Origin of the sequence: Methylobrevis albus (assembly GCF_015904235.1) — a bacterium.
In the GTDB taxonomy this organism is placed as follows: Bacteria; Pseudomonadota; Alphaproteobacteria; order Rhizobiales; family Pleomorphomonadaceae; genus Methylobrevis_A; species Methylobrevis_A albus.
Genome location: NZ_JADZLT010000056.1, coordinates 333,068 through 352,875 on the forward strand (window position 1 = coordinate 333,068; position 19,808 = coordinate 352,875).

A 19,808-nucleotide genomic window follows, 5' to 3' on the forward strand; every position below is an offset into this window, starting at 1 on the left:
GCCCCGATGAGCCGCGGCAAAGGCCGGCGCACCCGGCCTCGTCCTTCGAGACGACCCGTTCCGGGTCTCCTCAGGATGAGGCCTCCGATAGTTTTCTGTTTTGTGACAAGAGCTTGTCCTTTTCCCTCATCCTGAGGAAGCCGCGCAGCGGCTGTCTCGAAGGACGAGGGAAAAGCCCGGGCGCCGGCAAGCTCGAAGCTGTGTCCAGCATCGCCCAGCATCGCAATTTGCCAACGGCTCCAGCTGCTTGGGCCGAAGTTGAGATGGCCGAGCCGGACGGTCCTCGGCTTGACCCGGCCACCCACTAGCCTCCCTACGCGGAACGTCTCGACGTCGAAATCCATCGCCATATCAGCGTTTTACTGCTCGGCCATTGGGTTGCCGGGTCAAGCCCGGCAATGACGATCGAGGGGGTGGAGCGCGAGGCCGCGGCGCATCGGCCCGATCAGGCACTAGGCAAGGCGTAGGTCCACCCTCGCCCCTGCACTAGCGCCGAACCACCTCGCCGCGCGCCGGCTGGCCGCGCGCCGGCTCATCGGCTCGCCGGCTCGCCGGCTCGTCGGCTCGTCGGTCGACCTTTGCCCTAGCCCCGCCTTTTCGGCAGGCACATCCACCCTTCCCCTGCCGATTTTCAACGCACGCCGTCCGCTAAACCGCGCCTCCCCGCGTGCCTCCCTGCCTATGTTTCCGGCGGCCCACAAAATCACCAACTCGGTCGCTTGACAGTGATTTCTGAAAATGAAACGTTTCATTTCGTAGAGCAGGACAGATGCTCGGCCGTGACAATCCCCGGGGTGCCGGACCGCCAGCATCGGCGCCGGATCGGGGTTTGTCGCAGCACGCGGCATCCGAAAAGCCCTGCCAATGAAATGAAACGATATCGGAACGACCGCATGGCTCCGTCACACTTCGGCAACTACTTCGAGATGGTGTTCGCCGACATCGCCACCTTCGGCAAGGCTCCGACCGCTCCGGCGATCAGCCTTGCCGACGCCGAGATCGCCGTGTTCGGCATTCCGTGGGACTACACCGCGACGCTGCGGCCGGGCGCCCGGCTCGGGCCGCGCGGCATCCGCGAGCAGTCGATCTGGTTCCACGAGATCTGGAACCCCGGCTCGACGCCGCTGATCGGCTACGGCCCGCCGCGCAAGCGCCTGCGCGACCGCGTGAAGATGATGGACTGCGGCGACGTCACCATCTGGCCCGGCGACATCATGAAGACCTCGGCATCGATCCGCGCCGCGGCGGCGGAGGCGGCCAAGCACGCCTTCACGATCATGCTCGGCGGCGACCACTACGTCATGTTCCCGACCTACCAGGGCGTCTGCGACGCCCATCCGGGCAAGCGCGTCGGCATCATCCAGATCGACGCCCACAACGACCTCGTCGACAACGACGCCGTCTACGGCACGCACTGGAGCGGCACGCCGATCCGCCGCTCGCTCGAGCATTCCGGCCTCGACCCGCGCGGCCTCTACCAGATCGGCCTGCGCGGCTTCATCGGCGCGGTGGAGCGGCAGTTCCAGATCGACAACAGCGTCACCGTGGTCGGCATCCCGGAACTCCGCGCCCGCGGCATTTCCGAGGTGGTCGACACCGCGGTCGCCACCGTGCTGCAGCACTGCGACGTGATCTACCTCACCTGCGACATCGACTCGGTCGATCCGTCGTCGGCGCCCGGCTGCTCGACGCCGGTGCCCGGCGGGTTGCGCGGCGAGGAGTTCGCCGACCTGCTCCGCGCCTTCGGCCGGCACAAGGAGATCATCGCGATCGACGTGGTCGAGGTGGCCCCGCCGCTCGATCCGACGCACCAGACGACGCTGCTCGCGGCGCACAGCCTGTTCGGCTTCATCGAGGAGCGCTTCCTCCTCGCCCAGGACTGATCCGGCCGCCGGGTCGCCGGCGCCGGGAAAACCAACAATGAGAGGGGATCGACCATGAAGATGTTGACGCGTCTCGCCACCGGCGTGGCTCTCGCGGCGACGCTCGCCTTCTCGGCAGCGCCCGCCTTCGCCGAGCCGATGAAGATCGGCTTCTCGACCATCACGCTGGCGGACCGCTTCTTCGTCCGCCTGCAGGACGGCATGGACACGGCCGCCGCCCGCCACGGCGCGACGATGATCTACAACAATCCGGACGGTAACCCGGCCGCCCAGGTGACGGCGATCGAGAACTTCATCACCCAGCAGGTCGACGCGATCATCGTCGATGCGATCGACCCGAACGGCATCCAGCCGGTGCTGCGCCAGGCGCGCGAGGCCGGCATCCCGGTGATCGCCGTCGACGAGGTGCTGGACGGCTTCGAGAACATCACCGCCGGCGTCGGCCTCGACAACCATCAGCTCGGTGTCGACATCGGCGCGCGGATGCTCGCCTACGCCGACGAGAACGGCATCGAGAAGCTCTACATCGGCGACATCCACACGCTGGACGCGCCGATCGAGAACACCCGCTCAAAGGGCCTCGCCGAGTTCGTCGCCCAGCATCCGGACCGGATGGAGATCGTCGGCACCGTCGACGCGAAGTTCTCGTCCGACGCCGCGGCGACGGGCGGTGAAAACCTGTTGTCGGCCAATCCGCAGCTCAACATGTTCTTCGGCAGCGGTGGCGGCTACCTGATCGGGGCGCTCGCCGCCGTGCGCAGCCAGGGCGCGACCGACCGGGTGAAGCTCGTCGGGCTCGACTTCATGCCGCAGCTGATCGAAGCTCTCGAGCAGGGCATCTACGTGGTGGCGGCCGAGACCAATCCGGAACTGATGGGCGAGGGCGCGGTGGACGTCGCGGTGAAGCTCGCCAAGGGCGAAGCGGTGGAGCGCAACACCGGCATTCCGGTCGAGTTCCGCTCGGTCGCCGACCTCGACGAACTCAAGGCGAAGTTCAGTGAATGAGACGACCCCTGCCGATGCCCCGCCGCGCATTGCCGTGCGGGACATCGGCAAATCGTTCGGCGCGATCACCGCGCTGCGCTCGGTCAGCCTCGCCGTCCATGCCGGCGAGGCGATCGGGGTGCTCGGGGACAACGGCGCCGGCAAGTCGACCCTGATGAAGATCCTCGCCGGCTCGCTGCAACGCGACAGCGGCGTGTTCGAGGTCGACGGGGCGCCGGTCGCCTTCCAGTCGCCGCGCGACAGCCGCGCCGCCGGCATCGAGATGATCTACCAGGACCTCGCGCTCTGCGACGAGCTCGACGTCGCCAGCAACTTCTTCCTCGGCCGCGAGCCGCGCCGCTTCGGCCTGCTCGACATCGCGCGCATGCATGCGGAAGCAGCGAAAGGCCTCGCCGCGCTCGGCTCCCGCATCCCCTCGACGTGGACCGACATCAAGTCGCTGTCCGGCGGGCAGCGGCAGACGGTGGCGATCGGCCGGGCGCTGACCTTCAATCCGCGCGTGCTGATCATGGACGAGCCCACCGCCGCGCTCGGCGTGCGCGAGGCCGCCGCCGTCATCGAAACCATCCGCCGCGTGAAGGCGAAAGGGGTCGCCGTGATACTGATCTCCCATCGGCTGCAGGACGTGCTCGACGTCTGCGACACGGCCATCCTGATCTCGGAAGGGCGCAGCAGCGCGCCGTTCTCGGTCCCTGCCCTCACCGCCGCCGACATCAGCCGCATCGTGCTGAGCGGCCGGGTGGAGCGCGAGGCGGCGGTGCAATGACGGCCGTCACCGCCCCGGCCGGCACCCGGCTGCGCCACCGCGCCGCGCAGCACCGCGCCGTGCTGCCGATCCTCGCGATCTTCCTCCTGGTGGTCGCCGGCTTCGGCGCCACCACCGAGCACTTCTTCACGACCAACAACATCGTCAACGTGCTGCGCCAGGGCGCGCCACTGGTGATCGTGGCGATCGGCGCCACCTTCGTGCTGGTCTCGGCCGGCATCGACCTCTCGATCGGCGCCATGGTCAGCGTCACCGGCGTCGTCACGGCGCTGCTGTTCAAGCTCGGCCTGCCAGCCGAGGTCGTGCTGCCGATGGCGCTCTTGATCGCCGCCGGCGTCGGGGCGGCGAACGGCTTCCTGATCGCCTTCCAGCGGCTGCCATCGTTCATCGTCACGCTCGGCACGCTGTCGATCCTGTCGGGCAGTGCGCAGATGCTCGGGCGCGGCTTCTCGATCCCGGTGGTCGCGCCCGACTGGGTGATCGCCATCGGCCAGGGGCGCATCGGCCTGCTGCCGCTGCCCGTCATCCTCGCCTTCCTCGCCGCCTTCGCCGGCTGGATCGTGCTCAACCGCACCGCCTATGGCCTGCGGATCCGCGGCATCGGTTCCAACGCCGAATCGGTGCGGCGCTCGGGCGCGCGGGTCGATCTGCTCGTCACCTCGGTCTACATGATCTCCAGCGTCACCGCGGCGATCGCCGGCATCGTCGTCGCCATGCGGCTGCAGTCGGGCGGCGCCACGGCCGGCACCGGCATGGAGCTGCAGGCGATCGCCGCCGTCGTGCTCGGCGGCACCAGCCTGTTCGGCGGCAAGGGTTCCATCGTCGGCACGGTGCTCGGCGTCTATACGCTCGGCTTCATCGAGAACGGGTTGATCCTCAACCACGTCGACCCGTTCTATGTCCGCATCATCCAGGGCGCGATCCTGCTCGCCGCACTCTGGGCCAACACCCGCCTGTTCTCCCGGCTCGGCTGAGCCGCCCGGCCGAGAACCAACGCCCGACAATCAAGACAAGAGGCTCCGCCATGTCGACCTTCCGCCTTCGCGAAATCGCCCTGCCCGGCCTCGAGGTTCCGCTGCTGCGCCCGGCGATTCCCGCCGCGACCTATGCCGACCGCTGCCGCCGGGCGGTGGCGGCGGCGGGCTGCGACTGGCTCGTCGTCTACGCCGACCGCGAGCACGTCTCGAACATCGTCTTCCTCACCGGCTTCGAGCCGCGCTTCGAGGAGGCGCTGCTGCTGCTGCATCGCGACGGGCGCAAGATCGTCGTCACCGGCAACGAGAGCGTCAGCTACGTGCCGGTGTCGCCGCTCGCCGATCTCGAGGTGATGCTGGCGCAGTCGCTGAGCCTGATGGCGCAGGACCGCACCATCGCGCCGCGCCTCGCCGACGTGCTCGCCGCCGCCGGCATCGCGAAGGGAAACAGCGTCGGGCTGGTCGGCTGGAAGTACATCGAGCCGGAGGAAGGCGAGCCGCCGGAAACCGCACATTTCGTGCCGTCGTTCGTCGTCGACGTGCTGCGCAAGCTCGTCGGCGCGGACGGCGTGCGCGATGCGACCGCCGTGCTGATGCATCCGGTGACCGGCGTCGCCTCGATCGTCGACGCCGACCAGATCGCCGCCTTCGAATGGGCCGCGGCGCGCGCTTCGGCCGCCGTCTGGCGCGTGATCGAGAACGCTCGGCCCGGCGCCGTCGACTTCGAGGTCGCCGCCGCGATGGGTTATGCCGGCGAGCCGATGACCTGCCACTTCATGCTCGCCTCGGCGCCGCCCGGCACCCCGGTGATCGGGCTGTCGAGCCCGAGCGGGCGCCGACTGGCGGAAGGCGACGGCGTCACCACGGCGATCGGCTACTGGGGCGGCCTATCGGCCCGCGCCGGGCTGCTCAAGGCCGACGACGAGGGCTTCCTCGCGACCTCCGCCGCCTACATGGACGGTCTCGCCGCCTGGTACGGCGCGGCACGGCTCGGGGCTGCCGGCGGCGACATCCGCACGGCGACGGTGGAGGCGCTGGCGCGCGGCGAGTTGCGCTCGGCGCTGAACCCCGGCCACCTCGGCGGCTATGGCGAATGGCTGCACTCGCCGGTGCGCCCCGGCAGCACCGAGGCGATCGCGTCCGGCATGGTGGTGCAGGTCGACGTGATCCCGGTGCCGATGCCGGACGGCTGGACGCTGAACTGCGAGGACGCGATCGTGTTCGCCGACGCGGCCCTGCGCACCGAGATCTCCGAGCGGCATCCGGAGGTCTTCGCCCGCATGATGGCGCGGCGCGCCTTCGTCGAAGGCACGATCGGCGTCGATCTCGACGCGAGCATCCTGCCGCTCTCGACGACGCCGCTCTGCCTCGCCCCGTTCTGGCTGCGGCCGGGCAACCTGCTCGCGCGCGGCTGAGGCGGCATGGCACTCCGGATCGGCATCGTCGGCTGCGGCGACATCAGCGGCATCTATCTGCGCAACGCGGCGCGCTTCCCCGGCCTCGCGCTCACAGCCTGCGCGAGCCGCACCCACGCCCGCGCCGAGGCCGCCGCCGCGGCGCACGGCATCGCGGCGCGGAGCGTCGACGACCTCATCGCCAGCGACGACATCGACCTCGTCGTCAACCTGACGCCGCCGCTCGCCCATGTCGAGGTGACGGCGCGGGCGCTCGCCGCCGGCAAGCACGTCTATTCGGAAAAGCCGCTCGGGGTGGACCTTGCCGAGGCGGCGCAACTCGTCGCGCAGGCGACGGCGGCGGGCCTCCGCCTCGGCGTCGCGCCGGATACGGCGCTCGGACCCGCGATCCAGACGGCGCGCCGACTGGTGGCGGAAGGCGCGATCGGCACGCCGCTGTTCGGCACCGCCGCCTTCCTCGGCCTCGGCCCCGAGCAGTTCCACCCGGCGCCGGCCTTCTTCTACGGCCGCGGCGGCGGGCCGCTGATGGACATGGGGCCTTACTACCTGACGGCGCTGGTGCACATCCTCGGCCCGGTGACCGGGCTGCGCGCCGCCAACCTCGTGCAGCACCCCGAACGTCGCATCGACGCGCCCGGCATGCCGGCGCACGGCAGCGTGCTCCCCTCCGACGTCGCAACCACGGTGAAGACCGAGCTCGGCTTTGCCGGCGGCATGACGGTCGACTTCACCGCGAGCTGGGACTGTTTCGCCAGCGGCCAGCCGCACATCGAGCTGCACGGCAGCGCCGGCAGCCTGCGCCTGCCCAACCCCGACTGGTTCGGCGGCGATCTCCTCATCGCCGAACGGCCCGGCGCGTGGCGGGCGATCGACACCTCGGCCACAGTGTTCGGCGCGCCGAACCGTACCGACGAGGCCGGCGTGCCGGTCGCCGACTACCGCGGCCTTGGCATCGCCGAGATGGCGCAGGCGATCCGGCTCGGCACGGTGCCCCGCAGCGACGCGGCGCTGGCGCTGCATCTCGCGGCCGTGTTCGACGCCGCGGCGCGGTCCGCCCGCGACCGGACCACCGTCACCGACCTCCCCGGCTGCCCGGTGCCGCTGCCGCTGACCGAGACCGACGCGGCGGCGCTGCTCGCCCCCGCCGCCTGACGGGGAGCGCCTGCGGCGCGCAGCCATCGACCGGGCGGCGAAATTCACCTATGTCGGGACCGAGGATGCACTCGGCGGCGAGCCGCCCCTGCGGTGCCCGCGTTTGTCAGAAGGCGCCAGACCCCCATGCAGATCGACGTCGCCACCAGCCCCGAAGTCGCCGCCGCCCTCGATGAGGGGCGGCCGGTGGTGGCGCTGGAATCGACCATCATCACCCACGGCATGCCCTATCCGCAGAACGTCGAAACCGCGCGGGCGGTGGAGGCCGTGGTGCGCGCGAACGGCGCGGTGCCGGCGACCATCGCCGTGCTCGAAGGCCGGCTGGTCGCCGGGCTGGATGCGGCGACGCTCGACCGGCTCGGCCAGGCGCAGGGCGTGTTCAAGGCGACGCGGCGCGACCTCGCCCCGGTGATCGTGCGCGGCGCGACGGCCGGCACCACCGTCGCCGCCACCATGGTGATCGCGGCGAAGGCCGGCATCCCGGTGTTCGCCACCGGCGGCATCGGCGGCGTGCACCGCGGCGCTGAAGAAACCTTCGACATCTCCGCCGACCTGATCGAGCTCGCGACCACGCCGGTGACGGTGGTCTGCGCCGGGGCCAAATCGATCCTCGACATCCCGAAGACGCTGGAGTTTCTCGAAACGCACGGCGTGCCCGTGCTCGGCTATCGGACCACCGCCTTCCCGGCCTTCTTCTCGCGCGACAGCGGCGAGACGCTGGATTTTGCCTGCGACAGCGCCGCCGAGATCGCCGCCGTGATCGCGGCGCACCGGGCGCTGGGGTTCCAGAGCGGCATCCTCGTCGCCAACCCGATCCCCGAGGCCGACGCGCTCGATGCGGCGACCATCGGCGCGCGCATTGCCGAGGCGATCGCGGCGGCCGAGGCGGAGGGCGTGACGCGCAAGGCGCTGACGCCGTTCCTGCTGCAGCGCATCCTCGACCTCACCGACGGCCGCAGCCTCGTCGCCAACATCGCGCTCGTGAAGAACAACGCCGCCCTCGCCGCCGGCATCGCCGTGGCGCTGGCGTCCCATGGCTGAGCCGGGCGGGCGCAGCGTCGTCGTCATCGGCGATGTGATGACCGACGTGATCGTCCGCCCCGAGGGGCCGATGCGGCGCGGCTCCGACTGCCGCGCGACGATCCGCCGGCTGCCCGGAGGCTCCGGCGCCAACCAGGCCGCCTGGCTCGCCCGCTTCGGGGTTCCGACCCGCTTTGTCGCCCGCGTCGGCCGCGCCGACCACGCCGGCCTGTCGGAGGATTTTCGCGCCGCCGGCATCGCGCCGCGGCTCGCCGCCGACGACGGCCTGCCCACCGGCATCCTCGTGACGCTGGTCGAGCCCGGCGGCGAACGCAGCTTCTTCACCGACCGCGGCGCCAACGACGCGTTGTCGGATGCCGATCTGCCGGACGACCTCCTGGACGGGGCGGCGATCCTGCACGTATCCGGCTATGCGCTCGTCGCCCCCGGCCCGCGCGCGGCGGTGCTGCGCTTGATGGCACGGGCGAAGGCGGCGGGGGTGTTGGTCTCGGTCGACCCCGCCTCGGCCGGCTTCCTCGCCGACATCGACCCGGCAGCGTTCCTCGACTGGACCGCGGGCGCCGACTTCTGCTTTCCGAACGCCGACGAAGCCGCGCTGCTCGCCGGCAGCACCGATCCGGCGACGCAGCTCGAACACCTCGGCGCCCGCTACGGCACCCTCGTCGTCAAGCGCGGCGCGGCGGGCGCCGAGGCGCTCTCGGCGGGCCGACACCACATCGCCGCCGCCCCGGCCGTGGCAGCGATCGACAGCACCGGCGCCGGCGACGCCTTCCTCGCCGCCTATCTCGCCGCGCATCTCGGCGGCGCCGACGTGCCCGGCTGCCTCCGCGCCGCCGTCGCCGCCGGCGCGCGGATCTGCACGGTGCTCGGCGGTCGCCCCTCCGCCCTTTCCGGCGCCTGATCTTCCCCGGGCGCGCAACCGACAAGGACCTCCCCCGCGATGTCGAAGCTCGAAGCAATCCGTGCCGCCGTGAACGCCAACGAGGTGAAGGGCGGCAGCCGCTTCGGCCGGGCGGTGGCCGAGGTGATCGCCCTCACCGCCGAGCGCGCCGCGGACGGCAACCGGGCGGAATTCGAGGCTGCGGTCGAGGAAGCGGCGGCCTGGGGCGTCGCGACCAAGCCGTCGATGACCAGCGTGCACGCCGTCGCCCGCATCGCGCGGCAGACCCTGCGCGCCACCGACGCCGCGCCCGTCGCCGAGGCCGCCACGGCGGTAGCCGCCGCGATGCGCGACTTCATCGCGGCCTCGATCGCCGCGATCGCCTCGCTCGCCGAGCACGGCCGCGCGCTGTTCCGGCCGGGCCAGGTGGTGATGACGCATTCCTACAGCGAGTCGCTCGGCATCGTGCTGAAGGCGGCGGCGCTCGCCTGCCCCGGCCTCACCATCCAGCTGATGGAATCGCGGCCGCTGCGCGAGAGCCGGCTGCTCGCCGCGGAACTCGCCGCGACGCCGGCCAGGCTCGAGCTCTATTCCGACGCCGGCATGGCGATTGCCGCGGCGAAGGCCGATCTCTGCATCGTCGGCGCCGACGCGATCCTGCGCGACGGGTCGTTCGCCAACAAGACCGGCTCGCTGCCGGCGGCGCTGGCCTGCCGCCACTTCGGCGTGCCGTTCCATGTCGCGGGGGAGATCTCCAAGGTCCACCCCGGGGCGGCGGACGAGGTGTCGATGGAGATGCGGCCGAAGGAGGAACTGGTCGGGGACTGGGATCTCGCCGCGAGCGGCCGGGTCGCGGTGGTCAACCAGTTCTTCGAGGTGGTGCCGGCGGTACTGGTGACGAGCTTCGTCACCGACCGCGGGCTGCTCGCCCCGGCGGAGATCGCCGCGGCGGCCGGGATCTGATGCGCGGGAACCCGCCGGACGCTTGCGACGTTCCCCGGCCGTTCCCATATTGCAAGGGCCGGCATGTGCCGGCTCGAAAGGAAAGCCAAAGATGAACGACGCCGCCAGCCAGATCGATTTCCGGCCGGACCCGATGACCGATCGCAGCCTTTACGAGGGTGTGCGGACGCGGCGCCTGATGGCCTTCCTGCTCGACGTCGTGTTCGTCGCGATGCTGACGTTCGCGGCGGGTGTCGTGGTGTTCTTCCTCGGCATCCTGACGCTCGGCCTCGGCTGGCTGCTCTATGCCATCCTCTGGCCGGTGATGGCGCTGATCTACTGCGCCTTCACGCTCGGTGGACCGAACTCGGCCACGGTCGGCATGCGCGCGTTCGGCCTCGAGATGCGCCAGCTCGACGGCGCACCGATGACGCCGGTGCTTGCCGCGATCCATTCGCTGCTGTTCTATGCCTCGGTGACGATCCTGACGCCCTTCGTGGTGCTGTTCTCGCTGATCGCCGATCGCAAGCGGCTGCTGCACGACCTGCTGCTCGGCACGGTCGTCGTCAACCGGCGCTGACTCCAAAGACCGGGCAAGGCGCGTCGCGACCGCGCCTTGCCGCACGAAAGGGTCTCGCGTGGCCTCGCGAACCATGCGACTTTCTAGGCAGGCGCCGCGCCGACGCGCGGCCCTGTGATCCGGTGGCAAGGCGCATCTTCGGCGAGGCATGACCCAGCATCCGACAGACGCTCCGCAGTTCTATCTCACTGCGCCGTCGCCCTGCCCGTACCTTCCGGGCCGGCTCGAGCGGAAGGTCTTCACGCATCTCGTCGGCGACCGCGCGCCCACGATGAATGATGTGCTGACGCAAGGCGGCTTCCGGCGCAGCCAGAACATCGCCTATCGCCCGGCCTGCGAATCCTGCCGCTCCTGCATCTCGGTGCGCATCCTCGTCGACAGCTTCCGCCCAGCCAAGCGCCATCGCCGCAACCTGAAGCTCAACACCGACCTCGTCGGCACGGAATCGCCGGCCTCGCCGACCTCCGAGCAATACAGCCTTTTCCGCGCCTATCTCGACGCCCGCCACGCCGACGGCGGCATGATCGACATGAGCATGCTCGACTTCGCAATGATGGTGGAGGACACCCACGTCGACACGATGGTGGTGGAATATCGCCGCCGCGGGCCGGACACGATGATCAACGGCCGCGGCGTCGGCGACCTGCTCGGCGTCGCGCTCTCCGACATCCTCTCGGACGGCCTGTCGATGGTCTACAGCTTCTATGATCCGGAAGCGGCCTGGCGCGGCCTCGGCAACTTCATGATCCTCGACCACGTCCGCCGCGCCCGCGCCCGCGGCCTGCCCTACGTCTACCTCGGCTACTGGGTCGAGGGCTCGCACAAGATGGACTACAAGATCGGCTTCCGCCCGCAGGAACACCTGATGCCGCGAGGGTGGGAGCGGCGGGACTGAGGGGATGATCGGGACCGCGACTTCGCCGCGGCCATTTCCCTTCTCCCCTTGTGGGAGAAGGTGCCCGAAGGGCGGATGAGGGGTGCGCCCCCTCCGAGATCAATGAGTCGCGGAGGGGCCCTGCCCTCATCCGGCCGCTCCGCGGCCACCTTCTCCCGCGAGGGGAGAAGGTAAGAAAGCCCGTCCGAACGAAGGGCGGGCCTGTTCCGTATTGATCCGCGCAGGCGGACCGTGATGTCTTCCCGATCCCTCACCCTCATGCCCCTTGAACCACCCCGCGTTTCTGGTACAAAACCAGAACAACAACCATTCGGGACCCTCATGGCCAAACGCACCCTTCGCTTCGTCTGCCAGGCCTGCGGCGCCGTCACCGGCAAGTGGGGCGGCAAGTGCGAGAGCTGCGGCGAGTGGAACTCGATCGTCGAGGAGATGGACGGCGGCGGTATCGGTGGTGGGCCGGGGCGCAAGCCGCGACGCGGGCGGGTCGTGCCGCTGATGCCGCTGGCGGGCGCGACCGACTCCGCGCCGCGTATCCGATCCGGCATCGACGAGTTCGACCGCGTCACCGGCGGCGGCTTCGTGCGCGGCTCGGCGCTGCTCGTCGGCGGTGATCCGGGCATCGGCAAGTCGACACTGCTGATCCAGGTCGCCGCGGCGCTGGCGCGGTCGGGCCAGCCGGTCGTCTATGTATCGGGCGAGGAAGCGGTGGCGCAGGTGCGGCTGCGGGCGGAGCGGCTCGGGCTCGCCGACGCGCCGGTGCAGCTCGCCGCCGAAACCAGCGTCGAGGACATCCTGACGACGCTGGAGGCCGTCGAGCGGCCGGCGCTGGTGATCATCGATTCGATCCAGACGCTGTGGACCGAGATGGTCGAATCGGCGCCCGGCACGGTGGCGCAGGTGCGCACCGCGGCGCAGATGCTGATCCGCCACGCCAAGGAGACCGGCACCACCGTCGTCCTCGTCGGCCACGTCACCAAGGACGGCACCATCGCCGGCCCGCGCGTCGTCGAGCACATGGTCGACGCCGTGCTCTATTTCGAGGGCGACGGCGCCCGGCATTTCCGCGTGCTGCGCGCCGTGAAGAACCGTTTCGGGGCGACCGACGAGATCGGCGTGTTCGAGATGACCGGCAAGGGCCTGCGCGAGGTCGCCAATCCTTCCGAGCTGTTCCTCGGCGAGCGCAACCGGGCGAGCCCCGGCGCCGCCGTCTTCGCCGGGCTGGAGGGCACGCGGCCGGTGCTGGTCGAGATCCAGGCGCTTGTCGCGCCCTCCTCGCTCGGCACACCGCGACGGGCGGTGGTCGGCTGGGACGGCAACCGGCTGTCGATGATCCTCGCGGTGCTCGAAGCGCACTGCGGCGTGCGCTTCGGCCAGCACGACGTCTACCTCAACATCGCCGGCGGTCTGCGCATCCAGGAGCCGGCCGGCGATCTTGCGGTGGCGGCGGCGCTGGTGTCGTCCCTGGCCGGGGTTGCTCTCGGGGCCGATTGCGTCTATTTCGGCGAAGTCAGCCTGTCGGGCTCCGTCCGTCCGGTGGCGCAGGCGCAGCTTCGGCTGAAGGAAGCGGAAAAGCTCGGTTTTGCAAGAGCTTTCGGACCACTCGCCACGGGGATCGAGGCGGGGGGGCCGGCAATGCGATTCGAGGGGGTCGAGCAACTCGGCGAGCTCGTCGCCCGGATTGCCGCCGCCGGCCGGAAGCAGGACGAGCATGGTGAGGAGGCGCGCAGGATCCGCCGCTGACCTCGCTGACGACCGGATCGACCCGGCGCGCGGCTTTTGCGCGGATTGGGCGCGCCGGGGAACCGGGCGACCGGTCCGAATTGGCGGGGGATGGTGCCGCTCTTGCGGTACCGATATGGGGAGCTTGGAAGGCGCGCGATGCCGATCACCCTTCTGGACGGAATTCTGCTCGTCATCATGCTGATTTCCGCGGTGCTCGCGATGATCCGCGGCTTCGTGCGCGAAGTGCTGTCGATCGGCGCCTGGATCGCCGCGGCCGTGGCGGCGTTCCTGTTCTACGACGACCTGCTGCCCTATGTGCGCGAGCACATCGCCCACGAGCAGATCGCGACGGCGGTGAGCGCCGGCGGCGTCTTCCTGGTGACGCTGCTGATCGTCAGCTTCATCACAATGCGGATTTCCGACCTGGTGCTCGACAGCCGCATCGGCCCGCTCGATCGCACGCTCGGCTTCGTTTTCGGCGCGGCGCGCGGCGTGCTGCTCGTCGTGGTCGGCATGCTGTTCTTCAACTGGTTCATGCCGGACGAGAGCATGTATCCGCGCTGGATCGCCGATGCGAAGTCGCGTCCGCTGTTGTCGGCGCTCGGCGACCAGTTGATGACCGCGCTGCCGGAGGATCCCGAACGCGAGATCCTCGACCAGTTCCGCAATCCGCAGACGGAAGAGCCCGGCCCGGCCACGGCCGAGCCGCCGGAGGACGCCGACTACCAGAACAACGAGCGCGGCGGCCTCGATCAGTTGATCCAGTCGACGGGCAATCCCTGACGCCGTCACCGGTGCCGGGACGCCAAGGTTCGCCGTCTCTCGTCCGGCGCAGGGCTGTATCGCACTGCGCTGCGCTTGCTTTTTTCGGTTTGCCGCCGCATGTGACGCGTGCGCCGACGTGGCCCCTTCGGGAGCGTCATGTCGCCCGCGCCGGGTCCGGTGGCAGGTCCACAGGAGAACCCGGCGGTCCGCCGCAGCGATGCGGCCGAGCCTGACGGTACGAGGTGTGCATCCGTGAACCGGCCCGCGCGAGCGGCCGGGTGGCGGGGTCGCCTTTTCTGCCCTGCGGCTTCTCGGGGCGCTGCGGCGCCGGGAGACGAGTGGATGACCGACTTCTCGATGAACCCGTTTGCGGCGGATGATGATGACCGCTTCCATGAGGAATGCGGTGTGTTTGGCGTCCATGGAGCGCCGAACGCCGCCGCGCTGACGGCGCTCGGGCTGCACGCGCTGCAGCACCGCGGCCAGGAAGCGGCCGGCATCTGCGCCTTCGACGGCACGCAGTTCTCCACCGAGCGCCACGTCGGCCTCGTCGACGACAACTTCACCAAGCCCGCGGTGATCGCCCGCCTGCCCGGCGACCGGGCGATCGGCCATAACCGATATTCGACGACCGGTGGCGCCGGCATCCGCAACATCCAGCCGCTGTTCGCGGAATTCGCCGGCGGCGGCTTTGCGGTCGCGCACAACGGCAATCTCACCAACGCCATGACGCTGCAGAAGGAATTGCAGCGCCGCGGCTCGATCTTCCAGTCGACCTCCGACACCGAGACGATCCTGCACCTGATCGCGACCAGCTCGAAGGGCCCGCTCACCGAGCGGATCATCGACGCGCTGAAGCGCATCGAAGGTGCCTATTCGCTGGTCTGCATCTCGGAAAAGAAGCTGATCGGCTGCCGCGATCCGCTCGGCATCCGGCCGCTCGTGCTCGGCCACCTCGACGGCGCCTCGATCCTCGCCTCCGAGACCTGCGCCCTCGACATCATCGGCGCGCGCTTCGTGCGCGAGATCGAGCCCGGCGAGATGGTGATCATCACCGCCGACGGCATCGAGAGCATCCGGCCGTTCCGCGAGCAGCACTCGCGCTTCTGCATCTTCGAATACGTCTATTTCGCCCGGCCGGACTCGGTCCACGCCGGCACCAGCGTCTACAATGTGCGCAAGCGCATCGGCGCCGAGCTCGCCCGCGAGGCGATGGCGGAGGCCGACGTCGTCGTGCCGGTGCCCGATTCCGGCACTCCCGCCGCGATCGGCTTTGCCGAAGCCGCCGGGCTGCCGTTCGACCTCGGCATCATCCGCAATCACTACGTCGGCCGCACCTTCATCGAGCCGTCCGACCAGATCCGCAACATGGGCGTCAAGCTGAAGCACAATGCCAATCGCGCGGTGATCGCCGGCAAGCGGGTGATCCTCGTCGACGATTCCATCGTGCGCGGCACCACCTCGCTGAAGATCGTGCAGATGGTGCGCGACGCCGGGGCGCGCGAGGTGCACATGCGCATCGCCAGCCCGCCGACGACGGATTCGTGCTTCTACGGCGTCGACACGCCGGAGAAGGGCAAGCTGCTCGCCTCGCGCATGTCGATCCCGGAGATGGCGTCCTACATCAACGTCGACAGCCTCGCCTTCCTGTCGATCGACGGGCTCTACCGGGCCGTCGGCGAGGCGAAGCGCAACAACGAGATGCCGCAGTACTGCGATGCCTGCTTCACCGGCGAGTATCCGACCGTGCTGACCGACCGCTCGGGCGCCGGCACCATCCGCCAACTGTCGCTGCTCGCCGACGTCTCCTGACGCCGGCGGCCGCGCCATCGACCGCCCGGCGATCCGCCGGGCCGAGCCGGAGTTCCAGACCGACATGACCGAACACGCGACCGACGCGCGCATCGCCGTGGTCACCGGGGCCTCGCGCGGCATCGGCCGCGCCGTGGCGATCGCCCTCGCCAAGGCCGGGCACCACATCGTCGCCCTCGCCCGCACGCAAGGTGCCCTCGACGAGCTCGACGACGAGATCCGCGCCCTCGGCGGCAGCGCCACCCTGGTGCCGCTCGACCTCACCGACGGCCCGGCGATCGACCGGCTCGGGCTGTCGCTCTACGAGCGTTACGGCCGCGTCGACGTGCTGGTCGGCAACGCCGGCGTGCTCGGGCCGCTGTCGCCGCTCGGCCATGTCGATCCGCGCCGCTTCGACGAGGTGATGGCGGTGAACGTCACCGCCAACTGGCGGCTGATCCGCTCGCTCGACCCGCTGCTCCGGCAGTCGGCCGCCGGGCGCGCGGTGTTCATGACGTCGGGCGCCGCGCACAAGTGCCGCGCCTACTGGGGGCCCTACGCGATCTCCAAGGCGGCGCTGGAGGCGATGGTGCGGACCTATGCCGCCGAGACGCAGAACACCAGCGCCGTGACCGCCAACCTGTTCAACCCCGGTCCCTTGCGCACCCGCATGCGCGCGCAGGCGATGCCGGGCGAGGACCCGATGACGTTGCGCACGCCGGAAGACGCCGCGCCGTGGATCGTGCGGATGGTGGAGCCGGGCGAGACCCGGACGGGCCTGCTCTTCGATTTCCCGACGGAAGACTGGCTCGTGCCGCAGTTGCCGCTGCCCGAGGCTTAAGCGGCGCGCCTTATCGCCGTCAGTCAGTCGACAAAAGAAAACGGCGGGCGCTTGCGCACCCGCCGCTTCTTCTGGACGTGACCGAGACTGAAGTTCAGCAGGCGACCGCGTAGGGGCGGCCGTTCCGGTCGTAGGCCGTGCAATCGCGCGGAGCCGTCGCGCCGGCAACCGCCGCGCCACCGATGCCGCCTGCAACAGCGCCGACCGCCGCACCGCGGCCACCGCCGACGACACCGCCGACAATCGCGCCGCCACCGGCGCCGACGAGGGCTCCGGTCGTCACGCGCTGCTGCGTCGGCGTCTGGTTACAGGCGGCAAGCAGGGCGCCGGCGGCGATGACGATGGCGATCTTCTTCATTTGGAACTCCCGTGACGATGCGGCGGAAACGGCCCGTCCGACTTGCGGGGATAACGTGCGACGCCGAACCTTGTTCCGCAGTTCATCTCATCATACGAAATTTGCGGCGGAATGGGGACGGGTCACCTCCCATCAGCGATGCTGGACGCGGTCAGCACGCCGTCGGGATCGCAGGTGATGCAGCGTCCATCCTCCCGCCGGATGTCGAATATCCACCAGTCATCATCCCATTCATTCGTGGTATCGAGCCTCAGAGCAGCCCCACGTCCGAAGTCGAATTCGACATATATCCCATCCTTTGATAATAAGACGGCAGGAAATACTGAGCCAACAAACAGGTCATTCAGAGTTTTTCGTTCAATATCTTTGTCGAACGTTTCAGCATCCACAATGAGTCGATCGCCGCTCCATGCTGACCAGCGAACGTTCCCGATGCCCAAGATCACCGACCCCTCAACGCCTTTTTCTCCATTCCGGAACACGAAAGTCTTCGGAATACCAAAGTCGAATGCCAGCATCGAACCCAAGTAGCTGTGAACGTGAAAACACGTCAAAGATCGCAGTTCCGACGTAAACTGTTCGATCTCCCTCATCGTGTCGCTGTGCCACATGTCATCGATGCTCCGATGTTCGGACCGCCTCACTCCTCGACGAACAGCGAAACCTTCTTGAACGTCGTCACGTCGACCAGACCGACGTCGGAGATCCGGAGTTCCGGGATCACGACGAGCGCCAGCAGCGAATGCTGCATGTAGGCGTTGTTGAGGCGGCAGCCGCAGGCCTCCATGGCGGCGACGAGCTTCGCGGCCTTCCCGGCGACGATCTCCGCCCGCTCCGCCGACATCAGCCCGGCGATGGGGAGCTCGACGAGGGCGAGTTCCTCGCCTTCGGCGTAGACCACGACGCCGCCGCCGACCTCGTTGAGGCGGGCCACGGCGAGCTCCATGTCGCGGGTCGAGGTGCCGACCACCAGCATGTGGTGGCTGTCGTGCGCGACGGTGGAGGCCACGGCGCAGGGGCGGTCGTAGCCGAAGCCGGAGACGAAGGCGTTGACCACCTGCCCGGTCGCCCGGTGCCGCTCGACGAGGGCGATGCGGCAGACGTCGCCGGCCGGGTCGATGCCGACGTTGCCGGCCTCGACGGGCAGCGAGCGGACCAGCGCTTTGGTCGGCGCCTGGTTCTCGACCACGCCGATCACCCGGACGGTGACGGCATTGGCGCCGGCGGGGGCCGGCACCTCGAAGTCGGCGGCGGTGAGCGTGCGGCCGAGCTTGACGGTCGACTTCGCCGTGTCCGGATAGTCGTAGGGCGGAATGTCCGCCGTCAGCTTGCCGTCCGCGGCGAGCACCCTGCCCCGGGCGATGACGAGGTCGATCGGCAGGGCGACGAGGTCGGAGGTGATCACCATGTCGGCGCGGCGGCCGGGGGTGATCGAGCCGATCTCGCGCTCGAGGCCGAAGTGGGTGGCGGTGTTCAGCGTCGCCATCTGGATCGCGGTGATCGGCTTCAGCCCTTGCGCGATGGCGTGGCGCACGACGCGGTTCATGTGGCCGTCGTTGACCAGCGTGCCGGAATGGCAGTCATCGGTGCAGAGGATGAAGTTGCGCGAGTCGAGGCCGAGCTCGGTAATCGCCTTCACCTGCGCGGCGACGTCGTACCAGGCGGAGCCGAGCCGCAGCATCGACCGCATGCCGAGGCGGACGCGCGCGATGGCGTCCTCGGCGCGGGTGCCCTCGTGGTCGTCGGCCGGGCCGCCGGCGACATAGCCGAAGAAGGGGCGGCCGAGGTCGGGCGCGGCGTAGTGGCCGCCCACCGTCTTGCCGGCGCGCATGGTCGAGGCGATCTCGGCCAGCATCTTGCCGTCGCCGGCGGCGACACCCGGAAAGTTCATCATCTCGCCGAGCCCGATGATGCCCGGCCAGGTCATCGCCTCGGCGACGTCCTCCGGCCCGATGCTGGCGCCGGCGTTCTCGAGGCCGGGCGCCGAGGGCACGCAGCTCGGCACCTCGACGAAGACGTTGACGGGCAGCGTCAGCGCCTCGTCGTGCATCAGCCGCACGCCGGTGAGGCCGAGCACGTTGGCGATCTCGTGCGGGTCGATGAACATCGAGGTGGTGCCGTGCGGGATCACCGCGCGGGCGAACTCGGTGACGGTGACCATGCCGCTTTCGACGTGCATGTGGCCGTCGCAGAGGCCGGGCACCAGGTAGCGGCCGTCCGCCTCGATCACTTCGGTGGACGGGCCGATGGCGTACGAGAGGTCCGGCCCGATGGCGGCGAAGCGGCCGGCGGCGATGGCGACGTCGTGGCCGGCGAGGATCTCGCCCGAATGCACATTCACCCAGCGCCCGCCGCGCACCACCATGTCGGCCGACGCGCGGCCCATGGCGACATCGACGAGATGGGCGACCGTCTCGGCCCAGGGTTTTAGCGCGTCCATGGCCGATTCTCCCGTTGCCGCATGACGAGGGTTGAGACTAGCGGTGGATCGCGCCGGGCGACAATGCGGTTGTGGATGGCGGGAGGTGAAGCGATGGATGGGTCCGAAAGATCGAGGAGATCGTAAGGGTCGGATGACACGGGTGTAGATCCTCGCCACAGAGACCGTCCCCATCCGTCGTCTTTGCCGGGCTTGACCCGGCAACCTACTCGCATCCGTCATTGGCGCCGGATCATGCCGATTTCGCACCTTGATGGACGTCGCTTGCCGCGAGGCTAGTGGGTCGCCGGGTCAAGCCCGGCGAAGACGATGGAGGGGCGGAGAGAATAGGTCACCATCGTCGACCAAACCGCTCCCG

18 protein-coding genes are annotated in these 19,808 nt (G+C 69.6%); 15 read left to right on the forward strand and 3 right to left on the reverse strand.

The window, feature by feature from the left end; translation table 11 throughout:
* Positions 1-893: 893 nt before the first annotated feature.
* The 15 genes from I5731_RS18855 (at position 894) to I5731_RS18925 (ending at position 16,652) form a co-directional block, all read left to right on the forward strand.
* Positions 894-1,883 (forward strand): agmatinase family protein, encoded by a 990-nt coding sequence (locus tag I5731_RS18855; RefSeq protein WP_197312961.1) that lies wholly within the window; start codon positions 894-896, stop codon positions 1,881-1,883.
* Positions 1,884-1,937: 54 nt separating this feature from the next.
* Positions 1,938-2,888, forward strand: coding sequence for a sugar ABC transporter substrate-binding protein (locus I5731_RS18860; protein WP_197312962.1), 951 nt, complete (start codon positions 1,938-1,940; stop codon positions 2,886-2,888).
* Positions 2,881-3,654 (forward strand): ATP-binding cassette domain-containing protein, encoded by a 774-nt coding sequence (locus I5731_RS18865; RefSeq protein ID WP_328839218.1) that lies wholly within the window; start codon positions 2,881-2,883, stop codon positions 3,652-3,654. The genes I5731_RS18860 and I5731_RS18865 overlap by 8 nt, the downstream gene beginning before the upstream one ends.
* The gene (locus tag I5731_RS18870) at positions 3,651-4,628 is read left to right on the forward strand and encodes an ABC transporter permease (protein ID WP_197312963.1); all 978 of its coding nucleotides are present in this window, start codon (positions 3,651-3,653) and stop codon (positions 4,626-4,628) included. The genes I5731_RS18865 and I5731_RS18870 overlap by 4 nt, the downstream gene beginning before the upstream one ends.
* Before the next feature lie 50 nt (positions 4,629-4,678).
* Positions 4,679-6,043, forward strand: a complete 1,365-nt coding sequence (locus tag I5731_RS18875) for a Xaa-Pro aminopeptidase (RefSeq protein ID WP_197312964.1) — start codon at positions 4,679-4,681, stop codon at positions 6,041-6,043.
* A gap of 6 nt (positions 6,044-6,049) precedes the next feature.
* Positions 6,050-7,195 carry a Gfo/Idh/MocA family protein gene (locus I5731_RS18880; protein WP_197312965.1) on the forward strand — a complete coding sequence of 382 codons (1,146 nt, stop codon included), beginning with the start codon at positions 6,050-6,052 and terminating at the stop codon, positions 7,193-7,195.
* A 126-nt stretch (positions 7,196-7,321) separates the two neighbouring features.
* Positions 7,322-8,236, forward strand: coding sequence for a pseudouridine-5'-phosphate glycosidase (locus tag I5731_RS18885; protein WP_197312966.1), 915 nt, complete (start codon positions 7,322-7,324; stop codon positions 8,234-8,236).
* Positions 8,229-9,137 carry a carbohydrate kinase family protein gene (locus I5731_RS18890; RefSeq protein WP_197312967.1) on the forward strand — a complete coding sequence of 303 codons (909 nt, stop codon included), beginning with the start codon at positions 8,229-8,231 and terminating at the stop codon, positions 9,135-9,137. Before I5731_RS18885 ends, I5731_RS18890 begins: the two co-directional genes overlap by 8 nt.
* A gap of 39 nt (positions 9,138-9,176) precedes the next feature.
* The gene (locus I5731_RS18895; RefSeq protein WP_197312968.1) at positions 9,177-10,079 is read left to right on the forward strand and encodes an eIF2B alpha/beta/delta subunit family protein; all 903 of its coding nucleotides are present in this window, start codon (positions 9,177-9,179) and stop codon (positions 10,077-10,079) included.
* Between the two features lie 91 nt (positions 10,080-10,170).
* A complete protein-coding gene (locus I5731_RS18900) occupies positions 10,171-10,638 on the forward strand; it encodes an RDD family protein (protein ID WP_197312969.1) in 468 nt (155 codons plus the stop codon).
* Positions 10,639-10,786: 148 nt separating this feature from the next.
* The gene (locus tag I5731_RS18905) at positions 10,787-11,533 is read left to right on the forward strand and encodes an arginyltransferase (protein WP_197312970.1); all 747 of its coding nucleotides are present in this window, start codon (positions 10,787-10,789) and stop codon (positions 11,531-11,533) included.
* A gap of 321 nt (positions 11,534-11,854) precedes the next feature.
* Positions 11,855-13,273, forward strand: a complete 1,419-nt coding sequence (gene radA / locus I5731_RS18910; RefSeq protein ID WP_197312971.1) for a DNA repair protein RadA — start codon at positions 11,855-11,857, stop codon at positions 13,271-13,273.
* Positions 13,274-13,411: 138 nt separating this feature from the next.
* The gene (locus I5731_RS18915; RefSeq protein ID WP_197312972.1) at positions 13,412-14,038 is read left to right on the forward strand and encodes a CvpA family protein; all 627 of its coding nucleotides are present in this window, start codon (positions 13,412-13,414) and stop codon (positions 14,036-14,038) included.
* 324 nt (positions 14,039-14,362) lie between these two features.
* Positions 14,363-15,832: an amidophosphoribosyltransferase gene (gene purF, locus I5731_RS18920; RefSeq protein ID WP_197312973.1), complete on the forward strand. Its 1,470-nt coding sequence runs from the start codon at positions 14,363-14,365 to the stop codon at positions 15,830-15,832.
* Positions 15,833-15,896: 64 nt separating this feature from the next.
* Positions 15,897-16,652 carry an SDR family NAD(P)-dependent oxidoreductase gene (locus I5731_RS18925; protein WP_197312974.1) on the forward strand — a complete coding sequence of 252 codons (756 nt, stop codon included), beginning with the start codon at positions 15,897-15,899 and terminating at the stop codon, positions 16,650-16,652.
* A 94-nt stretch (positions 16,653-16,746) separates the two neighbouring features.
* On the opposite strand, the gene I5731_RS18930 is transcribed toward I5731_RS18925, so the two are convergent.
* From I5731_RS18930 to I5731_RS18940, 3 genes are all read right to left on the reverse strand, one after another.
* Complete coding sequence (locus I5731_RS18930) at positions 16,747-17,010, reverse strand: hypothetical protein (RefSeq protein WP_197312975.1); 264 nt, start codon at positions 17,008-17,010, stop codon at positions 16,747-16,749.
* A gap of 122 nt (positions 17,011-17,132) precedes the next feature.
* Complete coding sequence (locus I5731_RS18935) at positions 17,133-17,621, reverse strand: hypothetical protein (RefSeq protein WP_197312976.1); 489 nt, start codon at positions 17,619-17,621, stop codon at positions 17,133-17,135.
* A gap of 29 nt (positions 17,622-17,650) precedes the next feature.
* On the reverse strand, positions 17,651-19,450 hold the full coding sequence (locus tag I5731_RS18940; RefSeq protein ID WP_197312977.1) for an adenine deaminase: 1,800 nt from the start codon (positions 19,448-19,450) through the stop codon (positions 17,651-17,653).
* Between the last annotated feature and the right edge of the window lie 358 nt (positions 19,451-19,808).